This is a genomic window from Marinomonas posidonica (genome assembly GCF_043643765.1).
GTDB lineage: Bacteria > Pseudomonadota > Gammaproteobacteria > Pseudomonadales > Marinomonadaceae > Marinomonas > Marinomonas posidonica_A.
In genome coordinates this window covers 1-26497 of record NZ_JBHZSP010000012.1, presented here as the reverse complement: position 1 = coordinate 26497, position 26497 = coordinate 1, and the positions used below count along the sequence as shown (strand labels likewise).

Sequence of the window (26497 nt, the reverse complement as noted above, 5' to 3'; positions counted from 1 at the left end):
AATTACCGTCATGATGCCTTGGCTGTGTCTTGTTCTGGTCCTTCGTATTCTTAAAGCACTGCCCCCATAAATTGCTTCAATTCATCGGTTTGTGGGTTGGACAAGAGGGTTTTTGGATCGCCTTGTTCCCAGACTTTACCTTGGTGCATGAAGACGACTCGGCTGCCGACGTCGCGGGCGAAGTTCATTTCATGAGTAACTAGAACCAAGGTAATGCCTTCTTTCGCCAGTTGTTCGAGTACTTTTAATACTTCGCCGACCAATTCTGGATCGAGGGCAGAGGTGATTTCGTCACACAATAAAACCTTGGGAGACATCGCCAAGGCGCGGGCGATGGCGACACGTTGCTGCTGACCGCCAGAAAGCTTTTCTGGGAAGCTGTCGAATTTTTCTGCGAGTCCCACTTTTTCTAGCATAGCTCTAGCCGTCGTTTCGGCCTCGGCTTTGCTTTTCTTTAACACAATTGTCGGTGCAAGCATGACGTTTTCGCCTACCGTCATGTGTGGAAAGAGGTTGAAGTTTTGGAAGATCATACCGACGCTAAGTGCAAGACGGCGAACCTGAATGTCTTCCGTGGTGACTTCTTTACCGTCAACGGTAATGCCGCCGTCTTGGTATTGTTCTAAGCCATTGATACAGCGAAGCAGAGTACTTTTACCTGAGCCACTTTTGCCGATGATAGAAACCACTTCGCCAGCTTTGATGTCTAGATCAATGCCTTTCAGCACATGATGATCGCCATAGTATTTATGGACTTGATGTAAGTTAACGAGAGACATTGAATTTTTTCTCCAGATGCTTGCTGTACAAAGACAGTGGGTAACAGAGCATGAAATAAATCAGCGCAACTAAGGTGAATATTTTAAAGGGTTCAAAGGTAGCGTTATTCAACATTGTGCCGACTTTAGTCAGTTCGACAAAACCAATGACCGATGCTAATGCGGTGCCTTTAATGACTTGAACTGAAAAGCCGACAGTTGGAGCGATCGCCACGCGAATCGCTTGCGGTAAGATAATATGTCGTAGGGTTTGTAAAAAGCTTAAGCCCAAACAACGACAGGCTTCCCATTGTCCTTTAGGTAGTGTGTCGATACAGCCACGCCAGATTTCTACTAAAAAGGCGCTGGTAAAAAACGTCAGTGACAAAATCGCTGCGCCCCAAGCGGATATTTCATAGCCCAGCATGGATAAGCCAAAGAAGCACAAGAACATCTGCATCAGCAATGGCGTGCCTTGAAATAGCTCTACGTATATTTTTACGATGCGTTGCATCACAGGATTACGCGTCAAACGCATGGCGGTTAATGTCAGCGCGACCGTGGTACCGCCGATAAACGCCGCGAGCGACAACAAAATGGTCCATTGTGTCGCAAACAATAAGTTGCGGAGAATGTCGTAGTTAGAAAATTCGATCATTGAGTATTCCTCATTTTGCTTTTCATTGGGAGTCTTTAATTGACTGTACGATAAGCAAATAGGCGTTTTCCTAAAGCGTTGAAAGCAAATCTCAACAGAATAGATAACCCCAAGTACAACAAGGCGGTAACCAAATAGCTTTCAAAAGCACGGAAGTTACGTGATTGCACAAGATTGGCTGCGTAGGTTAAGTCTTGCACCGAAATCTGAGAGATCACAGCAGAACCCAGCATGACGATAATGCATTGGCTGGTAAGAGCTGGGTAAATCTTTTCAAATGCCGGAATGAAGATCACACGCGTCAGAGTTTGGCGAAAGTTTAAGCCCAATACCTTTGCTGCTTCTATTTGGCCTTTGGAAATACTAGCAAGGCCGGCACGAATGATTTCAGTACTGTATGCGCCAAGGTTAATTGTCAGAGCGATCATACTGGCTTCCCATGGCGTCAACATCATGCCAATCGCGGGTAGACCAAAGAAGATAAAAAAGAGCTGAACAATAAACGGCGTATTACGGATAAGCTCTACGTATATACTGACAATTCGTTGACATGCTTGATTGCCGTATTGGCGAACGGTCGCGCAGACCGTTCCCAATACCACTCCCAAGATCGTTGTCAGTACAGTAAGTTCAACTGTGGTTTTTAAACCACTGAGAAACACATCGCTGTATTGTAATAGATCGGAGAAATACAACATAACGAAAGCCTTATGCGCCGAAGCCTTTAGGTAGTGGTGCTTTTAACCATTTCATCGAAATGTTGTTCAGTTCGCCAGATGCCAAAGCTCTTTTGATTAACTCATTCACTTTAGCTTGTAGTGCCACTTCCCCTTTTGCCATACCGATATAGCAAGGAGAGTCTTTCAGCATAAATTTTGCTTCAGGTGCTTTGCTTGGTTGACGTTTGGCGATCTCTGTTGCGACCAAATTACCAGTAGCAATTAAGTTCACTTGACCAGATAAGTAAGCGGTTAGCGTGGTGTTGTTGTCTTCAAAGCGACGTACGTTGACAGATTTAGGCGCGTTTTTCTCGAGCTCTAAATCTTCTACTGAACCACGTGTTACACCAACGGTTTTGTCTGCTAGCTGGCTGATTTGTGTCACGTCTTCATCTTTAGAACCAAATACGCCTAAGAAGAAAGGCGCGTAAGGTGTAGAAAAATCGATGGCTTTTTCACGCTCAGGGTTTTTACCAAGGCTAGAGATCACTAGATCGACTTTTTGGGTTTGTAGGTAAGGAATGCGGTTAGCACTGGTAACCGGCACAATTTGTAATTTAACGCCCATTTCTTTAGCAATGTAGTTCGCCATGTCGACGTCAATGCCTTGTGGTTGTAGATCTTTACCAATTGAACCAAAAGGTGGGAAATCTTGTGGCACGGCGATACGAATGGTTTGGCGTTCTTGGATATCATCTAGTACATCTGCAGTGGCGTTTAGTGCAGAGAAACAGGCCGCGACAATAAGGGTGTTGCTCAATAGTTTTATAATGCGTTTCATGGAGAGGGGTCCTCTTTTCGTTTAAGGTTTGATTGAATGCCTGAAACACAATTTGCAACACCCATGCCAACATGAAACAAAAGTTTCTTACTGGTGGCAACCTGTAACAAGTCCGCCACTTCATAAGGTGGCTGACTGGACTGGCTGATAAACTGTCTTGGTTATCATACAGAGCAAACGGGGAGTTTGTGTTCTTCTATGGTGCATAAATGAACATTCGTGACTTTTCTGGTGCAGTCATGCAGAAAGCGTCGCTTTCGGTTGGCAGTTAAACGAGAATCGATTAACTTAAGATAATATTTGTGAGATTGAGGTTTCTAAGTGACAACAAAACAGGATGTGTTATCCCTGATTGAAAAAAACTATCCAAGTCTGTCCTCGTCGGCGCGTGCCATTGCCAATTATCTACAGCAGCACCCATTGGCTATTGTGAGCCAGACGTCTGCGGAGATAGCCGACAATACCAACACCTCAAAAGCCACCGTGAGTCGCTTTTTTCGTCAGTTGGGGTATGACTCTCATCAAAGCGCAAAGCAAGCGCAACTTGCTTTGCGCGAAAGTGGTGTGCCGATCTTTACTCAAGGCTCATCATTGGATCAAACAGAGCAAGAGTTAAAAAATTTATCGCTGACGTTTGATGGTTTGCGTCCTGAAATATTGAATGATATCAGTGCCAGTTTAGCGAACGCCAGCCGGGTAACCTTAATTGGTTTTCGCAATGCTTATCCCTTGGCTTTGCATTTTCGACAGCAATTACAGCAAGTTCGTCATTCTGTTCGTTTGTTGCCTCAGCCTGGGCAAACCTTGGGAGAGGATTTACAGGATATTCTGGAGGACGAAGTCATTGTTCTGCTTGGTTTTCGTCGTCGTACTCGCCAATTCAAACAAATTGTTGATTTACTGGAAGGTCGTTCAACAGTGTTGATTACGGATCCAACTGGGCAAATTTACAACCAACAAGTGTCTCATGTGCTGTTGTGTCACTTGGGGAATGAAAATCCGTTTGACAGTTATGCCGCACCTATGAGTTTGATTTCAATGTTATGTAATCGGGTTTACGCTTGCTTAGGGGATGAGGCGAGAAAGCAAACTAAGGAGATCGCATCTTTGTATGAAACACTTAATGAACTTGAGCCTTAATTTAGAGGCATTAGCGAAATGAATTTACCGCTAATGGTCTTTTGTTTCAGTTGACAAACTGCTGAAACGAATGTTTCATAAGCTCTAACAAGGGGGAGTTATGAAACATTTCATCGTACAAAATCCATTTTTATCGCCGTCACATAGTGTTCAGTCTGATTCGTTTAAAAGTGCGACATCAGGCCAATTAAAAGGGCTCAGATTGGCGGTGAAAGACTTGTTTCATATGGCAGGGCTGCCAACTTCCGCAGGTAATCCAACTTGGCTTGCCACTCATCCGATTCCGACGAAAACGGCTTCTAGCGTTACCGCTTTGCTTGATGCCGGGGCAATTTTTTGCGGTAAAACCATTACTGATGAGTTGGCTTACAGTCTTAATGGTCAAAACATCCATTACGGAACACCCTCAAATCCGGTGACACCAAATCGTCTCCCAGGCGGGTCGTCATCAGGTTCGGCGGTGGCAGTGTCATCTGATCTTGCAGATGTAGGTTTAGGCACCGACACGGGCGGTTCGATTCGAGTCCCTGCAAGTTACCAAGGTTTATTTGGGTTACGTCCGACCCATGGTGTGATTTCAGCCGATAATATGGTTGCGCTTGCGCCGTCTTTTGACACGGTTGGTTGGCTCACGAGAGACTTAGCCACACTAGAAAAAGTGGCTACTACTTTACTTAAAAATAAGACGTCTAGAAAACTTACTAACGTATTAATTTCTAATAATTTAATAGATCAGGTTGAGCACGAAAAAGAGCTAAAAGCGCAGCTGGAAATATGGCGTGAACAAGGTCGTTTTTCAAAAGAATCTTCTATCGTAATCGACACTAAAACATGGAAAACCAGTGAGACATTTCGAACTTTGCAAGGTGCGGAAATTTGGCATGAACATGGCAAGTGGATTAATGATCTTAAAGGCCTAGCTGATGATGCGTCCTCCGTTTTTGCGCCAGATATTCAGTTGCGCTTTGACTGGTGTAAAACCATTTCTGAAGCCGATGTTGCTGCGGCAAAACAGCAAAGACAGCGCTTTACGGATTGGCTAGAAAACGAAATCGAAGGATCAGTTCTTGTCATCCCGACCACACCCGGTTTAGCGCCTTTATTTGATGCGGCCGACGACGAACTTGCTGCTTATCGCAATCAGTTGATGGACATCACCGCCATTGCTGGATTAGCCGGTCTTCCGCAGTTGCATTTACCGGTTTGTACCTTAGATGGCGCGCCATGTGGCTTGTCTTTAGTGGGTTCAAAAGGCACAGATTTGGCGCTGATTGAATTTGCAAAAACCTTAATGGAGTCAGCGTCATGAAAAAGAACGAGATAGCTTTTACGGCGCCACATTTTAACGCCACAGAAACGGGGCGAAAAATTCTTGAACAAGGTGGTACCGCAATAGAAGCCATGGTCGCCGCAGCGGCGACGATTGCCGTGGTTTATCCGCACATGAACGGCTTAGGTGGTGATGGTTTTTGGTTGATCAGTGAGCCGGGGAAAGCGCCAATTGGCATTGATGCTTCTGGTAAAGCAGCGCAACTGGCGACACTGGACTTTTATAAAGGCCACGACAGCATTCCAGCACGAGGCGGAAACGCCGCCTTGACCATGGCGGGTGCCGTTGCGGGCTGGCAAGAAGCCTTGGCTGTGAGCCAAGCTTGGCAAGACGCATCCAACGTACAAAACTTGCCTTTATCGACCTTACTGGACGATGCAATTCAATTGGCGAAAAACGGCAGTGACGTGACAAAAACCTACGTCGATGCAAGCAAGAAAACTTTTGCTGACTTGGTTAGTGTGCAGGGTTTTGCTGAGGCGTTTTTGAACGCTGGTAACATGTACGAACAAGGCGATACGTTGACCTTGCCAATACTGGCTCAAACGCTAGAAGAACTGGCTGAAAAAGGCTTAGACGATTTTTATCATGGCGACATAGCTACACGTTTGGCGAAAGATTTAGAAACCGCAGGTTCGCCGATTCGTTTGGCGGATTTTCATTCTTATCAGGCAAAACACGTAGAACCTTTGCAGGTCAAAACCAGTGTTGGCTCTCTTTATAATCTGCCAGCGCCAACACAAGGTATCGCGTCGTTATTGATTTTGGCTTTGTATGACAAGCTTTATACGCAAGGTAAAACCGCCACAGACATGGCGCATTTACTGATTGAATGCACCAAACAAGCTTTTATTGCGCGTAATGAATTTGTGACTGACGAATCTCGTTTGGCAATGGACTTGTCGTCTTTGTTGGATGAAGAACAGCTAGAAAAAATGTGTCATGAAATTGCCTTAGAGCGAGCTCAATCTTGGCCGCATCAAGCGAAACATGGCGACACCATTTGGATGGGCGCATGTGACAGCGAAGGCCGCATGGTCAGCTACATTCAAAGTTTGTATTGGGAGTTTGGCAGCGGTGTGGTTAGTCCTTCTACGGGGATTGTGTGGAACAACCGTGGCTCATCGTTTTCCTTGGAGAAAGGTTCTTTACAAGAACTTGGACCGACTCTAAAGCCTTTTCATACTTTGAATCCCGCTTTTGCCGAATTGAATGATGGTCGTCGTATGAGCTACGGCACCATGGGGGGCGAAGGTCAGCCACAGACGCAAGCGGCGCTGTTTAGTCGTTATGTTTATCATCAAATGCCGTTAGATCAAGCTATCAGCGAGGGCCGTTGGTTGCTCGGTCGAACGTGGGGGGATGTTAGCCATAATTTGAAAATGGAACGAGACTTTGCCGATATCGCAGCAGAGGAATTGGTTAAGCGCGGTCATGATTTGGTTATCGTTGATTCGTGTAATGAGTTAATGGGTCACGCTGGTGCGGTTGTGCTTCATCAAGACGGTCACATCGAAGCGGCGACGGATCCACGAAGCGATGGCTTGGCCATCGTGAGCACTTTTGATTAGCAACACTTTTAGTTAGTCGTACTTTTAAAGACTTATTTTATTAGAAAGCATCTCACTTAGGAGAAAACAGAAAAATGTCATTCATAATGGAAAACTATTCCATGATTCTCGCCATGATGGCCACTGGTATGGTGGGTGGAATTCTAGCCGGTTTATTAGGTGTTGGTGGCGGTATTGTCATTGTGCCTGTGTTGTTCTTTTTGTACCAAGGCTTAGGTGTCAGTGCCGACACCGCCATGCTAGTAGCCACAGCGACGTCATTGGCGACTATTATCCCCACTTCTATCAGCTCTATTCGTGCTCATAAAGCAAAAGGCAATGTGGATTTTGATCTGTTAAAACGTTGGGGCTTCTTTATTTTTGTAGGAGTTATGATTGGTAGTTTCTTGGTGACTCGTGTTGAAGGTGAATGGTTAACCTTACTATTTGGCGTGATTGCTACCTTATCGGCGTTGAACATGTTATTGGGTAAAAAAGACAGTTTGTTTCAGTCTTTGCCGGGTCGTGCTGGTCAAGGTGTGATGGCAACGTGTGTGGGTTTCTTTAGTTCGATGGTTGGGATTGGTGGTGGTACGTTAACTGTCCCCATGTTGACCTTTTGTAATTACCCTGCTCATCGTGCGGTTGGTACGGCCGCAGCGGTTGGCTTGATCATTTCGTTACCTGCAGCGTTAACTATGTTGATCTTTGGTCAAACACCAGTCGACTCACCATTTGGCACCGTAGGTTTGGTTAACTTGATTGGCGCAGTTTGCATCATTCCATTGACTGTTTTATTTGCTCCTGTTGGTGCGGGATTAGCGCATCGTTTGGATGCTGCGAAATTGAAGAAGGTCTTTGCGGTCGTTTTGATCATCACTGGCATGAAGATGCTTTATCAGGTTTTGGCCTAGGAGTTTATGATGCAGCCTTTAACGCTTCCACCTCGATTGTTGATGGGCCCTGGTCCAATTAATTGTTATCCGCAAGTCTTGTCAGCCATGTCTACTCAACTAGTGGGGCAATACGATCCAACCATGACCAGTTACATGAACGAAGTCATGGAATTGTATCGTCGTGTTTTTAACACTAAGAACCAACAAACCTTTTTGATTGATGGTACTTCTCGCGCCGGTATTGAAGCGGCTTTGGTGTCCTGTCTTGAACCAGGCGACAAGGTGCTGATTCCTATCTTTGGTCGCTTTGGTCATTTGTTGGCTGAGATTGCAGAACGCGCCGATGCTGAAGTTCATACTATCGAAGTGCCTTGGGGTGAAGTCTTTGATCCGCAGCAAATTGAAGACGCGATCAAAAAAGTACAGCCAAAATTATTGGCGATTGTACAGGGCGATACGTCAACCACTATGTTCCAACCATTAGAAGAGCTAGGCGATATTTGTCGTGCGCATGATGTGTTGTTTTACACCGATGCGACGGCGTCTATCGGCGGGAACCCGTTGGAAGTTGATGCCTGGAAAATCGACGCTGTGTCGGTTGGATTACAGAAGTGTCTTGGCGGCCCATCAGGCAGTGCGCCGATTACATTGAGCGACCGTTTTGTCTCTTGTGTTCGTAAACGTGCGCACGTAGAAGCAGGCATTCGTGATGCGCATCATCAAGGTTCATCTGGCATGCGCATTCGCTCGAATTATTTCGATTTGCCCATGATCATGGATTATTGGGGCGATGAGCGTTTGAACCATCATACGGAAGCCGCGACTATGTTGTTTGGTTCTCGTGAATGTGCGATTCAGTTGCTTAATGAAGGTCAAGACGCCGTGATTCAGCGCCATCAGTTGGCAGGCGATGCCATGCTGAAAGGCGTTCTAGCCATGGGCTTGAAGCCGTTCGGTGACTTGAAACATAAGATGACCAATGTCGTGGGTGTACACATTCCAGAGCATATCGATGGTGAACAAATACGTCATGATTTGCTGAACATCTTTAACATTGAAATCGGCACCAGCTTTGGCCCATTAAAAGGTAAGGTTTGGCGTATTGGCACCATGGGGTACAACGCTCGCCAAGACGCTGTATTGCATACCTTACAGTCGCTAGAAACCGTACTTCGTCGCGCTGGCTTTGCGTTACCCGCAGGTGATGCGGTAGATGCGGCCATGTCGGTTTATGCAGGAGAAAAATAATGACAGATTACGGCAAACTCGCTCAGTTGGTCATGGACCGCTGTGACGAACTTGGCAAAATCAGTCAAAGCGATGATTGCCTAGATCGTCGCTACCTCACCAAAGAACATAAACAAGCCAATGGATTGGTGGGCGGCTGGATGCAAGACGCAGGTATGCAAACGTGGCAGGATGAAGCGGGGAATCTTTGGGGACGCTGGCAAGCCGCTGACCCAGACGCGCCGCGCTTTATCATGGGCAGCCATTTGGATACGGTGCCAAACGGCGGCCAATATGACGGTATGTTAGGTGTGATTACGCCTGTCACCTTGATAGCCGCAATGAACCAAGCCGGTATTCGTCTACCGTTTCACCTCGATGTGGTGGGGTTTGGTGACGAAGAAGGCACACGTTTTAGCTCTACATTACTGGGGAGTCGCGCTTTGACAGGCCAATGGCCAACAAGCTGGGCCGATTTAAAAGACAGCGATGGTGTTAGTTTGGCACAAGCCCTAAAAGACTTTGGATCGGACTTTGCGAGTATTCCTAATGCCGCTATTTCAACAGATAACTTGCTCGGTTACCTTGAGTTGCATATTGAGCAAGGGCCAGTTTTAGAAGACTTGGATTTGCCAGTCGGTGTTGTGAGTGCCATCGCTGGGGCAAAGCGCTTTGAGTTTAACATTACAGGTATGGCTGGACACGCTGGCACTGTGCCAATGAACCTACGACAAGATGCTCTTTGTGCTAGCAGCGAGATGATTCTAGCCGTGGAAAAAATCGCACAAAATCATGGCATTGTTGCTACAGTCGGCCGCATTCAAAATCGCCCCAATGGCGTCAATGTGATTTCTGGCAACACAGAATTTTCCCTTGATATTCGCAGCGAATTCGATGACAAGCGAGACGTAGCACTTGACGAGATTTTGCTGGAATTAGACGCGATTGCTTTACGTCGTCATGTACAGATTGAACGCAAAGCGACTCATGCCGCTAATGCTGTGCATTGTGACGCTAAGTTACAAAGCGTATTACGTAACTCCATCGAAACGCAAAATATTCCGGTTCATACCTTATTTTCTGGCGCGGGACACGACGCTATGGCAATTGCCGATATTTGCCCTGTGGCCATGTTGTTCATGCGTTGCGACAAAGGCATTAGCCATCATCCAGCGGAAGCGATTGATACGCCAGATGTGGCGGTGACTTTAGCTGTGTTGAGTCAGACATTACAGAGTTTGGCCTAACGTTTTTGTGGGGTCATTCAGCATAACGCCTCGCTCCCCGAGCAAGCTCGAAGAATCGCTTTCACGTTATGCTGGGAAGCTAGCCTTCTCAGCATGTAAGTCAGATTAGCCGAGGCACGAGGCGCTTACTTGTAAAAAATAGTGACGGTTGAAGAGTCGCTTGGTGTTGCATTCAATGACACTTGAATGAAGCAAATATGAATACTCGGGAAAAGTGTCCATGCGTTTAGTTAGCGCTGACGTGTCGAGGAGCGAGACAATACGCAAGCCAATTAAATCGCGTGGACGCTGATGATTTACGGTAAATAGAGGAATATTCAATGCAATTTACGCGCATTTTTAACGATGATCAGGGCAAGAGTCACTTTGGTGATTTAAATATAGATGTCCGTGATGGTGGGCCAATTGGTTTTTTGTCTGAGCGTTTTCCAGCAGGTGAGATGATCTTCCGCGAAACCCCAAGTGACTATGATTTTAAATGGCATCCAGCGCCACAGCGTCAGCTTTTGTTTATCATTAAAGGCCGTTGTGAATTCAAAGTATCGTCCGGTGAAACTCGCCAGTTCGGTGCGGGTGACGTTGTCTTGTTAGAGGACACGGAAGGCGAAGGTCATTGTAGCAAAGCGTTATTTAACGAAGTTAGGCACTCGATTTTTGTTACCTTACCGGATGGTGTGGTGTTTTAGCGCACGAGCACGAAATTAAAGAGAGAATTTATTATAAATATAAAGCCTGAATTGAGTGATTCAGGCTTTTTTATTGCCTGCCATCTAGCTGTTTACGTCACAGTTAATGTTTATAAGGATGATAATTGTTATTATAACTGTTTTTGTTGTTCGTATTTTTCCGTGTCGTTATTGGCTAACAAAAGAACAATGTAAGGAAGTACTTCGAAATGCAGGTTAACCAAGTAAGAAAATGGGCGTTGTTGCTAACAGCGTTTTTGCTGATTTTAGCGCCTGTAAATCAGGCGATGGCGTCTGACAGTAAAAATACTGTCCATAAAAACGATGCTTATAAAGAGGTTATCCATGCGATGGGGTGCTCTGAGGTGCCCAAAAAAGTCTTACGTGTGGTGACCTTGTTCCAAGGGGCAACCGACTCTGTGGTGGCGTTGGGGGTGACACCTGTTGGCGTTGTAGATTCTTGGGCTCAACAACCAACCTATGAATATTTGCGAGATGCTTTGAAAGGTGTCGCTCATGTGGGGTTGGAAACACAACCGAACCTTGAGGCGATCGTGGCGTTAAAGCCAGATTTAATAATTGGCACCAAGTCTCGTCATGAAAAGATTTATCGTCAATTGTCGCAGATCGCCCCGACTGTGATGGCTGAAAATGTTTACGATTTTAAAACCACGTTGGATTTAACTGCGGAGGCACTGAGTAAAGAAACGAAGGGCAAGCAGATTTGGGACGGTTTTCAGCAGCGAATTACTCATTTCCACAATGAAGTTAAAAAGCGTGAGGTAAATTGGCCATTAACGGCGGCGATTCTTAATATTCGCGCTGATCATTTACGCCTGTATTTGAATCAAAGTTATCCAGGTGTGGTGTTGAAGGAGATAGGTTTTAAATTCCCTTTGCCTAATGAAAATGGTTGGGGGGTGAAGCTGAAAACCAAAGAAGCCTTGCCGAGTGTGAATGCCGATGTCTTTTTTATTATTTTACATTCCAGCGATGCGGCCGTTAGGCAAAATTACGATGCATGGCGGGCTCATCCGTTATGGAAAATGCTAACGGCGCCTAAAAATAAGCAAGTATATGAAGTCGATAATGTGGCTTGGTTGTTGTCTGGCGGGATTCTGGGCGCTGAGAAAATACTAGACCAGCTGTATCAGATCTATCAATTACCTCAGGTCGATCACTAGAGATTTTATGCGTTTACATAGCCGTCGCACTTTTAAATGGAGCCTTCTTGCTCTGTCTATTTTATGTCTGATGCTTTCTTTGTTGGGGAGCATTGCTTATGGGCAATATGTCATTTCAAGCAAATCTGTCTGGACGGCATTTTGGGCGTTTGACCCTCAATCCATTGACCACGTTATTATTCGTACCACTCGTTTATCTCGAGCGCTTGTCGCCTGTTTGGTTGGCTCGGCGTTAGCTGTTTCTGGTGTGCTGATGCAAGCCTTAACGCGCAATCCGCTGGCTTCACCGTCTATTTTTGGTGTCAACGCAGGCGCTGTGTTCTCCATCGTGTTGTTCTCTACTTTCTTTTCCGTTACTTCCTTGAATACTTTTCTTTGGTTGGCGTTTGTTGGCGCTGCTGTTGCTGGAGCCTTGGTGTATGGCCTTGGTAGTTTAGGAAAAGATGGTTTATCTCCAGTGCGTATTGTGTTGTCTGGGGCGGCGATCTCGGCGTTGTTTATGGCGTTTACTCAAGGCATTTTAGTCATTGGGCAAGAAGGTTTAGACAGTGTTTTGTTTTGGGTGGCGGGTTCCGTATCCGGTCGTGATTTATCTATGGTGATGCCATTAGTGTCCGCTTTTGTTGTTGGCATCGTGTTGGCGATGCTGGCAGCACCACAGATCAATATTTTGTTGTCCGGCAACGATATCGCGAAAGGATTAGGGCAGAACACTGTGCTGATTAAGGTGGTGCTGAGTTTGCTGATTATTGGTTTGGCGGGTGGCTCGGTCGCGCTGGGTGGCAGCATTGGTTTTATCGGTTTGATGGTGCCGCATATGGTGCGTTCCTTGGTGGGTTATGATCATAAGTGGCTAATACCGTTGAGCGCTCTGTGGGGGGCAATTTTATTGTTGTGTGCGGATGTGATCAGTCGTTTTGTGATTATGCCCGAAGAGGTGCCCATTGGTGTGACAACCGCGATTTTGGGCGCACCCTTCTTTATTTATTTGGCTCGTAAAGGAGGCAAACGTGAATAAGTTTTTCAGCGTTCGCCATCGGTTGTTTTCATTTTCAACGCCTGTTGGTTCTTTGTGCTCGATACTTGTTCTGCTCGCTTTTTTTCTGGCGATTATTTTGCTTTCTCTGTGTTTAGGTGAAGAGCTCATTGCCTTGCCTGACGTTTTTCAGGCATTGCTGGGCAATGGCGATCAGGCTTCGCAGTTTGTCGTCGAGACATTGCGTTTACCGCGAATTTTGATGGCCGCTATGGTGGGCGCTGCATTGGCATCGTCTGGGTTGGTACTGCAATCCATGATACGTAACCCGTTGGCGTCACCTGACATTATTGGTATTACCGGCGGAGCTTCGGCGGCGGCGGTGTGCTTCCTCTCTTTTTTCGCGACAGCAATGGGTATGGCTTGGTTGCCTCTTTTTGCCATCGCGGGCGCTTTGCTGGCGGCTTTGTTAATTTATGCCCTCGCTTGGAATAGTGGCGTGACGCCGATGCGTTTAGTGTTGGTTGGTATCGGTATTTCTTCGGCGATGGGCGCAGTGACGACCTTTGTTATTGCCGCAAGCCCGCTCTCTACCAGTATTACGGCGTATATTTGGCTAACAGGTAGTGTCTATGGTGCAAGTTGGGTTGAGGTGAAAGCGTTACTGCCATGGCTGTTGATTTCGTGGCCTTTGGCGTTTTATTTGGCGCGTCGTGTCAATACCCAAGAATTAGGCGATCAACTGGCGACAGGGCTGGGGATATCGGTTCAGCGGTTGCGTTTGGCCTTGTTATTTTTGAGTGTGATTATGGCGGCACCGGCGATTGCTTATGCTGGTGCGGTGGGCTTTGTTGGCTTGATTGCACCACACATTGCCCGACGTCTTGTAGCGCGCAGTTTTGCGCTTTTATTACCAACCTCAGCATTGGTTGGTGCTTGTTTGGTGATGCTAGCCGACCTTTTCGGTCGCTTGTTATTTCAGCCTTTGGATATTCCTGCGGGTGTCTTTGTGTCTGCTATTGGTGCACCATTCTTTATTTATTTACTCTATCGGCAGCGTTTCTAAGTCGGTTAGTCATATTGGGATGTTTTAACGATGAGTTTGTCTGAAAATCATTTATTAGACCGTAATTTAGGAAATAGTCACTTAGGGGAAAGCAACCCATTAGAAAGTGTGGCGCTGTCTTTAGGTTATGAGAAAAAAACCATTATTAAATCCATGGATTTGGTCATTGAACCTAACCAAATTACAGTGCTGGTGGGGGGGAATGGCTGTGGTAAATCTACCTTGCTTAAGTCGTTTGCTCGATTGCTGAAACCTTCGGCTGGGCAAATCCTACTGAATGGCGCAGACATTCATTCATTGTCTGGTAAAGAGGTGGCTCGCAAACTGGCTATTCTCCCTCAAGGTCCTGTTGCGCCAGAAGGTTTGACGGTCGAGCAGTTGGTTCGTCAAGGTCGCTATCCTCATCAAAATTGGCTACAAAGTTGGACTGAAGACGATGAGCGTTTAGTTCGTAAAGCCTTGCAAGACACCAATATGACCGAGTTTGCAGATCGTTCCATTGATGCTTTGTCAGGAGGGCAGCGACAACGAGCTTGGATTGCCATGGCGCTGGCGCAAGATACCGATATTTTGTTATTGGATGAGCCAACGACTTATTTGGATTTAACCCATCAAATAGAGATCCTAGACTTATTGTTTGAGCTTAACTTGACCCATCAGACTACCATTTTAATGGTGTTGCATGATCTGAATCTGGCCGCTCGTTACGCTCATAAAATGATTGCGATTAAAGATGGCGCCGTGTTTTGCCAGGGCGCACCAGAGGCTATTTTAGATCATGACATGGTGAAATCTGTGTTTGATATGGAATGTCATATTAGCGCTGATCCGCTATTTGGTACGCCAATGTGCATTCCTTATGGAAAAGGACGCAAGGTTAAGTCTCAGGCCGCTGAGCATGTTTGATCAAGCATTTAAGCATGCACTACTTCATGAAGAATGGGAGGTGTTGGCGGCATTTGGGCTCAAGTCTTTTCAACAAGATGAGGCATTTGCCATAGAGTCAAGTTCGTTATTGAATGATGACTTGTGTTTAGACACATTACAAAAAATCATGCCGGAACTCGGTGCGCCGAATCTTAAAGTGACGGCGTCATTAGTAATAAAGCGCATAGCGTTTCTCACTCTTGCGCCTGTTTTATATGCAATGTCGGGCTTTAATAAAGGCCTTGATGGCTCGCTAGAAAATAGTGTCTTTGAATATTCGTTAGAAAATAGAATATGGCAATCTAAGATGCCATTAAAAGATACGTCGGTGTCTATTTGGAAAGACTCGGATAAAGAGGGACGAGATGTTTGGCGAGATGAGATTTTGCGGAAGGTGTTTGCTGGACACCTCACGACACTCGTTGAACAATTTCACCTTTTAACCAAGGTACCAAAACGGATCCTTTGGGAGAATGTGGCTGTGCGAGTGTTTAGCATCTACGAACAGCGTATTTTACCGAATATACCAGATGCTCAAATGGTTCAAGCTCAGGTAGATCTTGCTTACCTATTAGATCAGAGTTCGACCGAGGTGTTTGGGCTGCCAGAAAATCCATTGACGGTGTTTTATCGAAAAAAGCAACAAACGGATGTATCCGATAAACCGATTCGAGTAAGACGTACTTGTTGTTACTACTATTTGGCAACTGAACCTGCGGTTTATTGTGGCGCTTGTCCTTTGCTTTTGAAGAAGCGTTAAGCCTCCTATCTTGGAGGCTTAAGCTTGAGTGCGTAAATTAAAAGTCCAAACCGTATGCTAGAGTAATTGTGCGCCCACGGCCTTTAAAGTAGTAACTGTCATTCGCATAAGCGGCTTGCGAGTAGTAGGTGAAGTAATCTTCGTTTAATAGGTTCGCGATAGCGATGTTCATGCTACCCACAGGGAGCTGGTAACCAACAGATGCATCAACTAAGGTATAACCATCAAAATCAAGGTCTTCATCATCAAAGCTTCGACTAAAAGCATGGCTGATTTGTAATTGAGAGGATAATTTCTCATTCCAGTGAGCATGCCATGAAGTAATTAAGCGATTAGGAGAAATATTAGCACCAGTTAATTTGGTTTCAACTTTGCCATCACCATCTGTATCGGACGTACCTTGAATAAAGGAATAGCTGGCCTGCAACCTGTGGTCTTTATTAAGTTGCAGACCTAACGACGCTTCAGCTCCTTGGATTTCTTTCTTTTCACGTTTTACAACGTATAGACCATCTACCTCAACGATACGACTGCCTAAATCTGAGTTGGATTCGTAGTAACTTATTTCTAAATCATAAGGATGGCGATTTACACGAAAGCCGACTTCGTAGTTGTCCGTCAATATAGGAGAAAGATCGATGAGAGTGTCAACGTCTTGACCACTGGTATCAACCCCTCTCAATATGCGTCCAACATCTGGCATGCCAAAACCTTGAGAGTAGTTGGCGAATAGGCTAACTGTTGGGGTTAATTTAAATACCACCCCTGCATTGTAGACGGTATCGCTAAAGCTTGGGGAGCCACCATTAACAGTCACATTGTTGTTCGCAGCCACTGTTTTGTAGGTGTCGACGTCCAATTTTGCATGCTCATAACGAGCGCCGGTTTGTAACACTAAGCGTTCGGTCGGTTTATATTCAAACTGAATGAAGGGAGCGTAGTTGGTGTAATCCGTTTCTGGAACATACAAGCGATTGGTTAATATTAATGATTGGCTGGTAGTATCCTGTAGTAAGTCCAGTCCTGTGGTAATACTGAGATTCTGGTCCAGAAGATCATTTTTGGTCAGGCTAAATTTAGCACCAATTTTCTCTGATTGGTTTTGGCTTTGGTCATAGGTAACCCCATTACTAGCATCTTGAAAACTACCTGAATCAGAGACACCATAACGACCTTCAAAATCTTGATGGAAAACTTGTGCTTTGAGTGACATACCATCAAGGTCGCTATCGGTATAGGAAAGACTGGTGGTTTGCACCTTGTTGTAAGGCGCAAATCCTCGAGGTGATCCCTTCTCTGAGCTGGTGGCGACACCGTTATCACGATCACCATTAACGCCAACAAAATTCATGCGCCCCTTCATTTGATAGTGGTTTAACTCAAATTCTAAGCGTTTTTCATCCCCTAGCCAGTAGCCCAACTTAGCGAAAGCATCATAGCTCTTGGAGTCCATAATATCGCCACGGACTGTTGCTGAACCAACGTAGTTACCATCGGCATCGAGGTACATACCTTGTAGTTCATTTGTCAAGCCAACTAAATAATCAAAGTCGTCTTTTGCACCTTCGACCTGATAGCCAATTTTGTAGCTAAGAGTGTCGCTGTTTAGATCATCGGTTGGTGAGCTCAATTGCACATCAATATGTTGCTTGAGCTCACTTGAACGATTGGATTTGGTAATAAAGTTGATGATGCCGCCGGTCGCACCTAAGCCATGGACGGCCGTAGCACCATGAATGACTTCGATACGCTCTACCATGGATAGGTCAATGGTATGGGCTGAACGACTGCCTTCTCGAATAGGGTTGGACTGTGGCACGCCGTCAACCATGTATAACACCGAGCGACCACGGAATGTCTGGCTGCTGTTGTTCAACTTTTGGGTGTTGGGCGAATAAGCTGGGAGAAGGTTTGTGAGCGCCTGAGAGCTATCGGTACTAATAGCAAGCTGTTCCTCTATTTGTTGTTGTGTAATAACCGTGATGACCTGAGGGCTGTCATCTTGCTTAGTATTAGACCGACTGGTTTGAATAATTAATGGGTTCAGATTAATGGATTTTGTATCAGAGTGATATTGACGACGATCTATCAGACTGTAAGTGCCATCTTGATTCGACTTTATCATGAGATTGGTGGTGGACAGCAATTGTTCTATTAGGTCGATTGGCGTGGTATGACCAGATAAACCAACACTTTTAAGGTTTTGAGTGAGTGTCGGATTAAACGATAGAGCGATGTTGTGGCGTGCGGCAAACGCCGTGAGCGTTGTTCCGAGATCGCCAGCTTCTATTTGAAGCCGCTGTTGATTACTCTGGATTGTACTGTCTTCCGCGAATGACAATGAACTCACACTAGCGGTGAATAGCAAGGCACTACAGGTTAGCACATTACGAATGGCTGAGTGGCGTCGTGTTTTTGATCGTAGATTTTTATAGGCAGACACAGCTACCTCCTTTTTGAAAGTTATCATGCTTATTATTTGTCTAACTAATAAGCCACTTGAAAAGGAAAAAGGTGTCAGAAAAATAAGAATAAATTTGTTTTCTTGGTTCTTAGAGACAGTAGTTCACACGTTATACGGCTTCTAGTGTGATCCAATAGTTTCCTAAATGATTTTTTATTTCAATGGGATATGTATTCGATAGCATGTTGAGTATGACGTTGATATCGGTAATAGGAAATGCACCAGATATTTCTATGTTTTCAATCTTCGGCGAGACTCGTAAGAGTCCTCGATGATACCGAGACACTTCTTGAATAAACTGATGGAGCGGCATGTTGTGCACAGCTAACATGTTATTTAGCCAAGAAATGGTGTCGCTAGACAAGGCCTCGTGAGATAAAAGAGAATGGTCTGATAGTTCAGCTTGGTGACCCGCTAGAATGATATTTTTCTCCTTATGTTCAGCAAATTTAGGCATGGCCTCGACACGACCTTCAATCACTCCGAGCCGAGTAGTATGACGGTATTGGCGAACGGTAAAATTGGCCTCTAAAGGGGATAAAAATGCTTCTTGGGTTGAGACGATGAATGGTCTGAAATCTTGAGACGTCACTTTGGTAACATGAAGTTGAATTTCACCTTCTCGCAAGGCTAATAAACGTTCTTTGCCATCAAAAAAAGCATCGAAAGCCGTGGCTGTGTTGAGAGTTACCTGAGTACCATCTGGCAAGGTAACCTGTTTCATTTGGCCTTTGGCCGTTCGGTAATCTGCTCGCCAGTGTTGGCTTTCTACTGTTTTATAGGCCCCCCAAGCAATAGGGCCTGTGGCTAATAGTAGTGCTAGTTTCCCGATGTTTAAACGACGTTCTTTATCATCAGGACGATTTAACACAGCATAAGCGATATCTTTTGGTAGTGTGTCTACTTGATTGATAAAACGCTGAGCGCGTTGCCAGGCAAAACGATTGTTAGCGGAAGATTGTTGCCAGTGCTCTAATTGTGTTTGCTCGACAGGAGTTAATGGTTTTTCTTGTTGCTTAACAAGCCATTCTGCGGCTTCTTGCAGGCTTTTTTTTGATGTTTTATTCAAAAAAATCGTTCTCCATCAACGTAAAACAATGAACATAAGCTTGTTTCATATATCGCTTCACTGTAGCAAGGGAGAGTGTCATTTCATCAGCGATTTGTTGATATTTTTTTCCCTCTAGCTGTGACATTAAAAAGACGTCTTTGACATGGCTTGGTAGGGTGTTAAGCAATGAATCTATTTCTTCTAAAGTTTGTAAAATAATGAATTGGCTTTCTGTTGAGGGGGCCAAATTTTCAGGCTGCTTTGCCAGATACTCTAGATAGGTTTGTTCTAATGATTTGCGTCTATAAAAATGGCTAACAAGGCCTTTTGCGATTGTTGTCAAATACGCTTTAGGTTCATTGATTGTGTCAGCATTTTGTTTCGCGTAAATACGTAAAAATGTATCTTGAGTTAAATCTGCGGCATCAAATTGATTATCCAAACGTCGACGTATCCATGTGTATAACCAATTGTGGTGATTGATATACAGAGAATGCATTACATCATGTTGCACGTTTAGGATCGGATTGTGCGGCATGAAATGTCTCCTTTTGGAGTGTAAATGATAATTACTATTATTAGAGTGCTTTATGGATTTTTTGTCAATATAAAGTGCGGAGAGAGCGCTTTTTCGTTATGTGTAAAGGAAAAAACGCCTTTATAACGACTGTTACTAAGGCATTTTTATTTTTTGAAGAAGGTTTATTTCATTCGGTCAGGTTGGTTCTGATCACTTTGGTGGGTGGTTATTTATCCAGTGCTCAGCAATGTCTTCACGTTTTGCTATCCAGACCTTGTCATGAGACTGAACATAATCTAAGAATTTTTTCAGTGCCATGAAACGGCTGGGTTTACCGAGTGTTCGGCAATGCATGCCGATGGACATCATTTTGGGTGTCGTTTGGCCTTCTTCATATAGGCAATCAAAATTGTCTTTCAAGTATTGGAAAAACTCTTCACCGTGACTGAAGCCATAAGGAGAGGAGAAACGCATGTCGTTACAGTCTAAGGTGTAAGGCACAATTAGATGTGGTTTGGTGGTGTTCGCCTCTTCATGGTGAGGCACTTTTACCCAATAAGGTAGATCGTCACCATAATTATCAGAGTCGTATTTTAGCTGAGTTTGTTCTGCCACTAAGGCTCGCGTATTCGGAGAGTCTCGTCCCGTATACCACCCCATTGGCTTCACGCCAGTAAGGTTTTCAATTAATTCCAGTGCTTCTTGCATGTGGCGTCTTTCTTCGTCGATAGACATGTCTTGGTAGTGGATCCATTTTAATCCATGACAGACGATTTCGTGTTGGCCTTCTACAATGGCTTTGGCGACATCTGGATTACGTTGCAGGGCGGTAGCAACGGCAAAGATCGTAAGAGGTAGGCCGCGTCGTTCAAATTCATTGAGAATGCGCCAAACGCCTGAGCGTGAACCGTATTCGTATAGGGACTCCATGCTCATATGACGATCTTTATAGGCTTGGGCTCCAAACATTTCAGATAAGAAGGTTTCCGAATGTTCATCACCGTGTGCTACGCAGTTTTCGCCACCTTCTTCAAAGTTCAAAACAAATTGTACGGCGATACGAGCTTGATTTGGCCATTGAACATTTGGGTGTCCATTTCGGCCATAACCGGCAAAATCTCTGTCTAAATAATGTTTCATGGTCGGTGTTCCGTTTGTGGTTAGGTTTGTTAGTAAGTACGATTTAATTTTTAGTCTGGAATGGCTGTCTCTGATAAACATCATGGTGCCCAGTGAGCATAGCGTCCTATAAAGGGTTTGCTTATCCGCTTTCCATACTGGCCTGTTTTAGAGGTTTGTAAGCCGAGTTGATGCAATGACTCTGCCAGCTTCACTGCCGCGGTGACGCCATCGATAATAGGAACAGGAAGTTCTTTGGACAGTTGGTTTACTAGGTTGGACATGCCTGCACACCCTAGCACAATGGCCTCAGCGCCATCTTGTTTGATAGCGGCTAAGCATTCCGTTTTTAGTAATTGGTAGGCTTGGTTGTCTATGTTTTCTAAAGCTAATACTGGGATGTCTGTGGCTCTGACGCTACAGCAATGAGTCTGGTGGCCATACTTTAAAAGTAAGTGCTCACTTGCTGGTAGTGTCCTTGATAAAGTGGTTACGACGCCAAAGCGATATGAAATGAGGCTGGCCATTTGAAAGGCTGCTTCTGCTATGCCAATGACTGGTGCATCTGCTAACTCACGAGCGGCATCTAATGCAGGGTCACCAAAACAGGCAATAATGTGAGCATCCACATTCTGTTGCTTCCCTTGTTCAATTAAATCAAGTAATGCGGCACTGGCAATGGCTTCATCAAAAGCGCACTCAATGCTTTTTGGACCGTGTTCGGGAGTACTTGGAATGATTTTAGTGCTGGGTAAGGCAGTAGCGCGAGCGCTTATGACCATTGTGTTGGTCATGTCGGCGCTGGTGTTTGGGTTGATTAACTGAATTTTCATAGAAGCCTTAATGAGTCAGCGTTTTTAATGTGTAAACAGCTGTTGAAAGTCGATGTTGTCATCTGTTGTGCTATCCAGAATCAAGGAAGATTTAATGTGCTGTAAATGATGGCGCATCCAATTCTGAGCTTGATCAGATTTTTTTTCGTCAAGCAGGTCAAGTAATTGCGTATGGTCGCCGCACTCGCAACCTACACTACCGCGTGTGCCATAAGCGGCGAGTATTAATGAAGAGCGATAGCAAAGCTGCTCTATAAAGCGGGCTAATACTTGGTTTCCAGATACGTTCGCTAACTCATAATGAAAACGCGCGGTGAGTTGAATGGATTTTGCTAACTGATTGGCGGCTTCGGCTTGCTTCTCCTCTTTTGCCATGCTTCGAAAGCGTTTCGATTGCGTTAAATCCCAATGGTTAAGTAATGCTGGTATAAGTTGTGGTTCGATTAACATTCGACTGTCTAATACTTCCGACGCTTCTGCTTCACTGGGGCGATTAACGTGAGCCCCTTTGTTTTTTTCGATAATGACAAAGTGCTCTAAGGCAAGTCTTTGTAACACTTTGCGAATGCCAGTTCTGCTGACGCCAAATGCCTCAGATAAACGATCTTCTGGTAAGCGTGCACCAGGGGGGAGTTGATGTTCGACGATGGCCTTGAGTATTTGTTGGTATATGTGTTCGTCATTCGACATAAGGTGTTCCTATAAACTGTATACAATATTTTTTATTTGTACTTGGTTAAGCAATATAGCATGTCAGTCTATTTCGTACATCTTAATCAAAAAAGAAATCTTTCATGCACTGGTTTGGCAATAAGTTCGTGTTTATGTTTGTTTTTGGTGCGGGTTATATCTCTATTACGGCTTCTTTCCTAATTTATACCTTGGTTTATTAGGTTTTATTTTTGGCACGTAAATTGTATTCAATATTGTATACAATCAAAAAAGGGATTCGGTCATGAAACAAGAGTTTGAGCAAAGTCTTAAATTGGCAAATAACGATCTCCTTCCGGAGAAAGCGCAAAAGTGGGGGTGGTACAGCATCTTCGCGTTTTGGATGTCTGATGTTCATAGTGTCGGTGGATATGTGTTCGCTGCTAGCTTGTTTGCTCTAGGGTTAAATGGCATTCAGGTCTTTATTAGTTTGCTGTTAGGGATTTCTATTGTCCTGTTGTTTGCGAATTTGATGGGTAAACCAGGCCAAAAAGCTGGCGTACCGTTCCCGGTGGTGGCGCGTATGTCGTTTGGTGTCTTTGGCGCCAATATTCCTGCCATTATTCGAGGCTTAATTGCAGTTGTTTGGTACGGCATTCAAACTTTTCTTGCGTCCAGTTCTTTCATTATCTTATTGCTTTATTTTTTTCCTGAGATGGCGTCGTTAGCGGATAAATCATTTATTGGTTTGTCTTACTTAGGCTGGATTGGTTTTTCAGCAATGTGGGTGGTACAGGGAATTGTGTTTATGTTTGGTATGGACATGATTCGTAAAGTAATCGATTGGTCGGGCCCTGCGATTTATGTCGCCATGTTTGCTTTGTGTCTTTATATGGTTGATCGAGCGGGGTGGGAGAACATCAGTTTTAATCTGAGTTCAACCAGCCTTACTGGCATGGATGTTTATGTGCAGATGTTTATCGCTATTGCTTTGGTCGCTGGATATTTTGCTGGGCCGACATTGAACTTTAGTGATTTTTCTCGTTATTGCGGCAGTTATCAGAAATTAAAGCTTGGTAATTTATTGGGGTTACCGGTGAATTTTGTGTTGTTCTCTTTGTTTAGTGTGGTCATTGTCTCAGCCTCTATTCCGGTTTTTGGTCAGATGATTACTGACCCAGTGGAAACTGTGAAACGTTTAGATTCTGGCTTTATTACGGTACTTGGCGCGCTGACTTTTATCTTTGCGACAGTGGGTATCAATATTGTTGCGAACTTTGTTGCCCCTGCATTTGATTTTTCTAATGTGTCGCCGCAGAAAATAAGCTTTAAAGCGGGTGGTTTTATTGCTGCATTTGGCTCGGTTCTCTTAACGCCTTGGAATTTGTTTAATAATCCAGAGGTTATTCACTATACCGTCGATGTGCTTGGCGCGATGATTGGTCCTTTATACGGCATTATTATCGTGGACTATTACTTTATTAAAAAAGGTCATATTGATGTAGCGTCTTTATACACTGAATCTGTTAAGGGCCTGTATTGGTACGATAATGGTGTGAATAAAAAGAGCGTTTATGCACTAATTATTGCTGGCTCTGCATCGATCTTAGCCACGTTTGTTTTCCCAGTTCTTGCCAATTACGCTCTTTTCATTGGTGGCATTATTGCTGGGTTAAGTTATCGCTACATGATGGAATCTGAACGTGTGGCGATGCAGAACATGACGCTCGCGAAGCCTTAGAATAGTCGAAAAACATAGCCCAGATTATGATCTGGGCGTACTTTTTTTCATAGGCTGCTGGTTTAGGGAGCTTAGCTCTAGGTACTGAATGAGTTGCTGGAGGTTTGATTGAGCATAAGGGTTGTACTCCAGCCCGTAATAACGCGTGTTATCTCCTTCTTGTGGAAATAGAGCTATTAAACTACTGGCCACTAATTCCTTTTGAATCAAAGCTCTTGGGCAAAGAGCAACGCCTTGGCCGGCCAGTGTGGCCATCTTTAATAGGTGGAAGTCTTCATAGATTAGCTTTTGCCCAGCAGAAAGTGTGAGGTCGAACTGAGAAAACCAAGTTTGCCAGCTGTGTTCTGAGTGATCGTGTAATAAATTTGCTTCCAGTAAAGATGCTGGATTGTCTATTGGGTTAGCTTGACTCAAGTAAAGAGGGCTACAGACGGGAATGGTTTTTCCAGTAAAAAGAGGAACAACTTTATATTGGCTCGCATGGTTTGGTAGGAAGCTGCTAATACGGAGGCTATTTTCATCTAGGTATTCAGGTGCTGAAGAGTGATAGCGAATAATTAGATCCAACTCAGGATGCGTTTCTTTGAAAGTTAGTATGAGTGGCAATAACCAAGGTTCCAACAAAGATGGCAAACAATATAAGGTCAGACTTTGTGGATGGTTTGGAGTCTCATTTAATAGAGTGTGATCAATATGATCAAAAGGTTGGGCGAGTTGTTCAGCTAGCGCTAGGCCTCTGGGAGTTGCTTTTAACTGACGACCATTTTTATAAAACAAAGCGTAACCGAGTTGTGATTCTAGTCGTTTAATCTGATGACTCACCGCGGACTCTGTCAAACTTAAGTGGTCTGCGGTTTGTTTCAAACTGCCGAAACGTATAACCAAATGAAAGGTGTGGAGTGACGTGTAGGGAAGGCTCATATAATCACTTTAAAAATTGTCATGTATCTAGAAATAATATCAGTTTTTTAATGTGTTTACTTTTCCTAAGCTTGACTTACTCATTGTATTTGGAGGTCATCATGGCAAAAGTAGAAGCTGCTTATCGTAAAGGTCCTGACTCAAAACTCACCATAGACAAAGGTTTTTATGCCTCATTAACGCAAGGCAAGACAAAACGTACTTTAATTGACAAAATTTCTGTCCCGTTGCGCTCAGGAAAAGCTTGGAAAGTGCCTGCAGGTCATGTGTTTCGAGTCCTGGTGCCAGAAGGGCCACAAGTGGGTGACTTTAATATGTGGAATCAACATGATCCGCGAGAAAAAATGTGGGCATCACGTACTCGTCAATTACAAAGTGCTCATGTAAGTACGTTTGATCGCATCTGGTCAACCTTACCTTTCTTGCGCCCAATGGTGACCATTATCGATGACACTTTGGCCGATTATGGACAGGATGAGGAAGGTGGTCGTGTTCATGATTTATTAGGGACAAGATGTGATCCTTATGTAAATCATCTTTTAACGGGGGAGGATTTTGATTTTCACTGTCATTCGAACTTAGTAAGAGCGGTTCTGCCTTTTGGGTTAACGGAATTTGATGTGCACGATGTTCTGAATATTTTTCAATGCACAGGCTTAAATGAAGATGATCAATATTTCATGAAAGCTTGTCCTGCGAAAAAGGGTGACTATTTAGAGTTCTTTGCTGAGATAGATTTGCTTTGTGCATTGTCTTGTTGCCCCGGTGGTGATCTGTCAGTTGACCTTTGGGGGCCGGATGCTAAGGATCCGCTATCAACCTGCCATCCATTGGAGGTTGAAATTTATCAGTTAGAAGAGGCTGCTTTAGAAGGGTGGCAAACTCCATCTAGTCCAAGCTATCAAGGTGGTCATGGTTTGCAGACTCCGACGATTGATTGGCAAGCACGAAAAAATGCCATAAAAGGCTGACGTGTTTGTTTTTTAAACGATTTTCCTGTTCTAAATTTGCAAAAAATAAGCAGGTCCAACTTTTTAGGGAATTAATTCAATAATCTCAAAAAAGGGCTTGCACTCAAAAATAGGATGCGTATTATACGCATCCACTGACACGGGGTGCACTTCAAAGCATCGAAGCAACACCAAAACAAGTCAGCACGCTCTTTAAAATAGATAATCAGATAATTTGTGTGGGCGCTCGCTGGGGCTTCAAAAAAAATTGAAGTCTTACGAGAGTCAAACACGTCAATTCGCTTTATTAAGTAAAATTGTGAGTGTTTCGAATTTGAGTGA

Annotated in this window: 25 protein-coding genes; 14 read left to right on the top strand and 11 right to left on the bottom strand. The window is 44.4% G+C overall.

Annotated elements, in window-relative coordinates:
* Positions 1–50 precede the first annotated feature (50 nt).
* The 4 genes from ACHUFM_RS14000 to ACHUFM_RS13985 are packed head-to-tail and all read right to left on the bottom strand — an operon-like array spanning position 51 to position 2916.
* Positions 51–779, bottom strand: coding sequence for an amino acid ABC transporter ATP-binding protein (locus tag ACHUFM_RS14000; protein ID WP_394182890.1), 729 nt, complete (start codon positions 777–779; stop codon positions 51–53).
* A complete protein-coding gene (locus tag ACHUFM_RS13995) occupies positions 766–1416 on the bottom strand; it encodes an amino acid ABC transporter permease (protein WP_394182888.1) in 651 nt (216 codons plus the stop codon). Before ACHUFM_RS13995 ends, ACHUFM_RS14000 begins: the two co-directional genes overlap by 14 nt.
* Before the next feature lie 35 nt (positions 1417–1451).
* On the bottom strand, positions 1452–2114 hold the full coding sequence (locus ACHUFM_RS13990; protein WP_394182887.1) for an amino acid ABC transporter permease: 663 nt from the start codon (positions 2112–2114) through the stop codon (positions 1452–1454).
* A gap of 10 nt (positions 2115–2124) precedes the next feature.
* Positions 2125–2916, bottom strand: coding sequence for a transporter substrate-binding domain-containing protein (locus tag ACHUFM_RS13985; RefSeq protein WP_394182885.1), 792 nt, complete (start codon positions 2914–2916; stop codon positions 2125–2127).
* A 321-nt stretch (positions 2917–3237) separates the two neighbouring features.
* Here ACHUFM_RS13985 and ACHUFM_RS13980 point away from each other — a divergent pair, with 321 nt between their 5' ends.
* From ACHUFM_RS13980 to ACHUFM_RS13925, 12 genes are all read left to right on the top strand, one after another.
* Positions 3238–4056, top strand: a complete 819-nt coding sequence (locus tag ACHUFM_RS13980; RefSeq protein WP_394182883.1) for a MurR/RpiR family transcriptional regulator — start codon at positions 3238–3240, stop codon at positions 4054–4056.
* 100 nt (positions 4057–4156) lie between these two features.
* Complete coding sequence (locus ACHUFM_RS13975; RefSeq protein WP_394182881.1) at positions 4157–5365, top strand: amidase; 1209 nt, start codon at positions 4157–4159, stop codon at positions 5363–5365.
* Positions 5362–6957: a gamma-glutamyltransferase family protein gene (locus tag ACHUFM_RS13970; RefSeq protein ID WP_394182880.1), complete on the top strand. Its 1596-nt coding sequence runs from the start codon at positions 5362–5364 to the stop codon at positions 6955–6957. The genes ACHUFM_RS13975 and ACHUFM_RS13970 overlap by 4 nt, the downstream gene beginning before the upstream one ends.
* 74 nt (positions 6958–7031) lie before the next feature.
* Complete coding sequence (locus tag ACHUFM_RS13965; protein ID WP_394182878.1) at positions 7032–7850, top strand: sulfite exporter TauE/SafE family protein; 819 nt, start codon at positions 7032–7034, stop codon at positions 7848–7850.
* A 6-nt stretch (positions 7851–7856) separates the two neighbouring features.
* Positions 7857–9080, top strand: coding sequence for a pyridoxal-phosphate-dependent aminotransferase family protein (locus ACHUFM_RS13960; protein ID WP_394182876.1), 1224 nt, complete (start codon positions 7857–7859; stop codon positions 9078–9080).
* Entirely contained in the window at positions 9080–10306 is a 1227-nt protein-coding gene (locus ACHUFM_RS13955; protein ID WP_394182874.1) for an allantoate amidohydrolase, read from the top strand. Before ACHUFM_RS13960 ends, ACHUFM_RS13955 begins: the two co-directional genes overlap by 1 nt.
* 320 nt (positions 10307–10626) lie before the next feature.
* On the top strand, positions 10627–10992 hold the full coding sequence (locus ACHUFM_RS13950; RefSeq protein ID WP_394182872.1) for a cupin domain-containing protein: 366 nt from the start codon (positions 10627–10629) through the stop codon (positions 10990–10992).
* A gap of 209 nt (positions 10993–11201) precedes the next feature.
* Complete coding sequence (locus ACHUFM_RS13945; RefSeq protein ID WP_394182870.1) at positions 11202–12176, top strand: ABC transporter substrate-binding protein; 975 nt, start codon at positions 11202–11204, stop codon at positions 12174–12176.
* Between the two features lie 7 nt (positions 12177–12183).
* Entirely contained in the window at positions 12184–13194 is a 1011-nt protein-coding gene (locus tag ACHUFM_RS13940) for a FecCD family ABC transporter permease (RefSeq protein WP_394182868.1), read from the top strand.
* Positions 13187–14218: a FecCD family ABC transporter permease gene (locus ACHUFM_RS13935; RefSeq protein WP_394182867.1), complete on the top strand. Its 1032-nt coding sequence runs from the start codon at positions 13187–13189 to the stop codon at positions 14216–14218. The genes ACHUFM_RS13940 and ACHUFM_RS13935 overlap by 8 nt, the downstream gene beginning before the upstream one ends.
* Before the next feature lie 30 nt (positions 14219–14248).
* Positions 14249–15124 carry an ABC transporter ATP-binding protein gene (locus ACHUFM_RS13930; protein ID WP_394182865.1) on the top strand — a complete coding sequence of 292 codons (876 nt, stop codon included), beginning with the start codon at positions 14249–14251 and terminating at the stop codon, positions 15122–15124.
* Positions 15117–15905, top strand: a complete 789-nt coding sequence (locus tag ACHUFM_RS13925) for an IucA/IucC family C-terminal-domain containing protein (protein WP_394182864.1) — start codon at positions 15117–15119, stop codon at positions 15903–15905. The genes ACHUFM_RS13930 and ACHUFM_RS13925 overlap by 8 nt, the downstream gene beginning before the upstream one ends.
* Before the next feature lie 37 nt (positions 15906–15942).
* Here the strand turns inward: ACHUFM_RS13925 and ACHUFM_RS13920 are convergent, their stop codons facing one another.
* From ACHUFM_RS13920 to ACHUFM_RS13895, 6 genes are all read right to left on the bottom strand, one after another.
* Positions 15943–18348 (bottom strand): TonB-dependent receptor, encoded by a 2406-nt coding sequence (locus tag ACHUFM_RS13920; protein WP_394182862.1) that lies wholly within the window; start codon positions 18346–18348, stop codon positions 15943–15945.
* A gap of 130 nt (positions 18349–18478) precedes the next feature.
* Complete coding sequence (locus ACHUFM_RS13915; RefSeq protein WP_394182861.1) at positions 18479–19438, bottom strand: FecR domain-containing protein; 960 nt, start codon at positions 19436–19438, stop codon at positions 18479–18481.
* The gene (locus ACHUFM_RS13910; protein ID WP_394182859.1) at positions 19431–19958 is read right to left on the bottom strand and encodes a sigma-70 family RNA polymerase sigma factor; all 528 of its coding nucleotides are present in this window, start codon (positions 19956–19958) and stop codon (positions 19431–19433) included. The genes ACHUFM_RS13915 and ACHUFM_RS13910 overlap by 8 nt, the downstream gene beginning before the upstream one ends.
* Positions 19959–20150: 192 nt before the next feature.
* Positions 20151–21080: an allantoinase PuuE gene (puuE, locus tag ACHUFM_RS13905; protein WP_394182857.1), complete on the bottom strand. Its 930-nt coding sequence runs from the start codon at positions 21078–21080 to the stop codon at positions 20151–20153.
* Between the two features lie 80 nt (positions 21081–21160).
* Positions 21161–21892: an aspartate/glutamate racemase family protein gene (locus tag ACHUFM_RS13900; RefSeq protein ID WP_394182855.1), complete on the bottom strand. Its 732-nt coding sequence runs from the start codon at positions 21890–21892 to the stop codon at positions 21161–21163.
* A gap of 24 nt (positions 21893–21916) precedes the next feature.
* The gene (locus tag ACHUFM_RS13895; RefSeq protein WP_394182853.1) at positions 21917–22582 is read right to left on the bottom strand and encodes a GntR family transcriptional regulator; all 666 of its coding nucleotides are present in this window, start codon (positions 22580–22582) and stop codon (positions 21917–21919) included.
* Between the two features lie 265 nt (positions 22583–22847).
* Here ACHUFM_RS13895 and ACHUFM_RS13890 point away from each other — a divergent pair, with 265 nt between their 5' ends.
* On the top strand, positions 22848–24284 hold the full coding sequence (locus ACHUFM_RS13890) for an NCS1 family nucleobase:cation symporter-1 (RefSeq protein WP_394182851.1): 1437 nt from the start codon (positions 22848–22850) through the stop codon (positions 24282–24284).
* A gap of 24 nt (positions 24285–24308) precedes the next feature.
* Here ACHUFM_RS13890 and ACHUFM_RS13885 read toward each other — a convergent pair whose 3' ends face one another.
* Entirely contained in the window at positions 24309–25205 is an 897-nt protein-coding gene (locus ACHUFM_RS13885) for a LysR family transcriptional regulator (RefSeq protein ID WP_394182850.1), read from the bottom strand.
* Between the two features lie 101 nt (positions 25206–25306).
* Here ACHUFM_RS13885 and ACHUFM_RS13880 point away from each other — a divergent pair, with 101 nt between their 5' ends.
* Positions 25307–26176: an urea carboxylase-associated family protein gene (locus tag ACHUFM_RS13880; RefSeq protein ID WP_394182848.1), complete on the top strand. Its 870-nt coding sequence runs from the start codon at positions 25307–25309 to the stop codon at positions 26174–26176.
* The last annotated feature ends 321 nt before the right edge of the window (positions 26177–26497 follow it).

Bases quoted from the DNA above. Each gene is read 5' to 3' on its own strand.
- ACHUFM_RS13960 (WP_394182876.1), top strand. From the start codon at position 7,857: ATGATGCAGCCTTTAACGCTTCCACCTCGATTGTTGATGGGCCCTGGT.
- ACHUFM_RS14000 (WP_394182890.1), bottom strand. From the start codon at position 779: ATGTCTCTCGTTAACTTACATCAAGTCCATAAATACTATGGCGATCAT.
- ACHUFM_RS13930 (WP_394182865.1), top strand. From the start codon at position 14,249: ATGAGTTTGTCTGAAAATCATTTATTAGACCGTAATTTAGGAAATAGT.
- ACHUFM_RS13970 (WP_394182880.1), top strand. From the start codon at position 5,362: ATGAAAAAGAACGAGATAGCTTTTACGGCGCCACATTTTAACGCCACA.
- ACHUFM_RS13895 (WP_394182853.1), bottom strand. From the start codon at position 22,582: ATGTCGAATGACGAACACATATACCAACAAATACTCAAGGCCATCGTC.
- ACHUFM_RS13945 (WP_394182870.1), top strand. From the start codon at position 11,202: ATGCAGGTTAACCAAGTAAGAAAATGGGCGTTGTTGCTAACAGCGTTT.
- ACHUFM_RS13990 (WP_394182887.1), bottom strand. From the start codon at position 2,114: ATGTTGTATTTCTCCGATCTATTACAATACAGCGATGTGTTTCTCAGT.
- ACHUFM_RS13890 (WP_394182851.1), top strand. From the start codon at position 22,848: ATGAAACAAGAGTTTGAGCAAAGTCTTAAATTGGCAAATAACGATCTC.
- ACHUFM_RS13900 (WP_394182855.1), bottom strand. From the start codon at position 21,892: ATGAAAATTCAGTTAATCAACCCAAACACCAGCGCCGACATGACCAAC.
- ACHUFM_RS13880 (WP_394182848.1), top strand. From the start codon at position 25,307: ATGGCAAAAGTAGAAGCTGCTTATCGTAAAGGTCCTGACTCAAAACTC.
- ACHUFM_RS13995 (WP_394182888.1), bottom strand. From the start codon at position 1,416: ATGATCGAATTTTCTAACTACGACATTCTCCGCAACTTATTGTTTGCG.
- ACHUFM_RS13985 (WP_394182885.1), bottom strand. From the start codon at position 2,916: ATGAAACGCATTATAAAACTATTGAGCAACACCCTTATTGTCGCGGCC.
- ACHUFM_RS13925 (WP_394182864.1), top strand. From the start codon at position 15,117: ATGTTTGATCAAGCATTTAAGCATGCACTACTTCATGAAGAATGGGAG.
- ACHUFM_RS13965 (WP_394182878.1), top strand. From the start codon at position 7,032: ATGTCATTCATAATGGAAAACTATTCCATGATTCTCGCCATGATGGCC.
- ACHUFM_RS13955 (WP_394182874.1), top strand. From the start codon at position 9,080: ATGACAGATTACGGCAAACTCGCTCAGTTGGTCATGGACCGCTGTGAC.
- ACHUFM_RS13975 (WP_394182881.1), top strand. From the start codon at position 4,157: ATGAAACATTTCATCGTACAAAATCCATTTTTATCGCCGTCACATAGT.
- ACHUFM_RS13885 (WP_394182850.1), bottom strand. From the start codon at position 25,205: ATGAGCCTTCCCTACACGTCACTCCACACCTTTCATTTGGTTATACGT.
- puuE (WP_394182857.1), bottom strand. From the start codon at position 21,080: ATGAAACATTATTTAGACAGAGATTTTGCCGGTTATGGCCGAAATGGA.
- ACHUFM_RS13910 (WP_394182859.1), bottom strand. From the start codon at position 19,958: ATGCCGCACAATCCGATCCTAAACGTGCAACATGATGTAATGCATTCT.
- ACHUFM_RS13940 (WP_394182868.1), top strand. From the start codon at position 12,184: ATGCGTTTACATAGCCGTCGCACTTTTAAATGGAGCCTTCTTGCTCTG.
- ACHUFM_RS13950 (WP_394182872.1), top strand. From the start codon at position 10,627: ATGCAATTTACGCGCATTTTTAACGATGATCAGGGCAAGAGTCACTTT.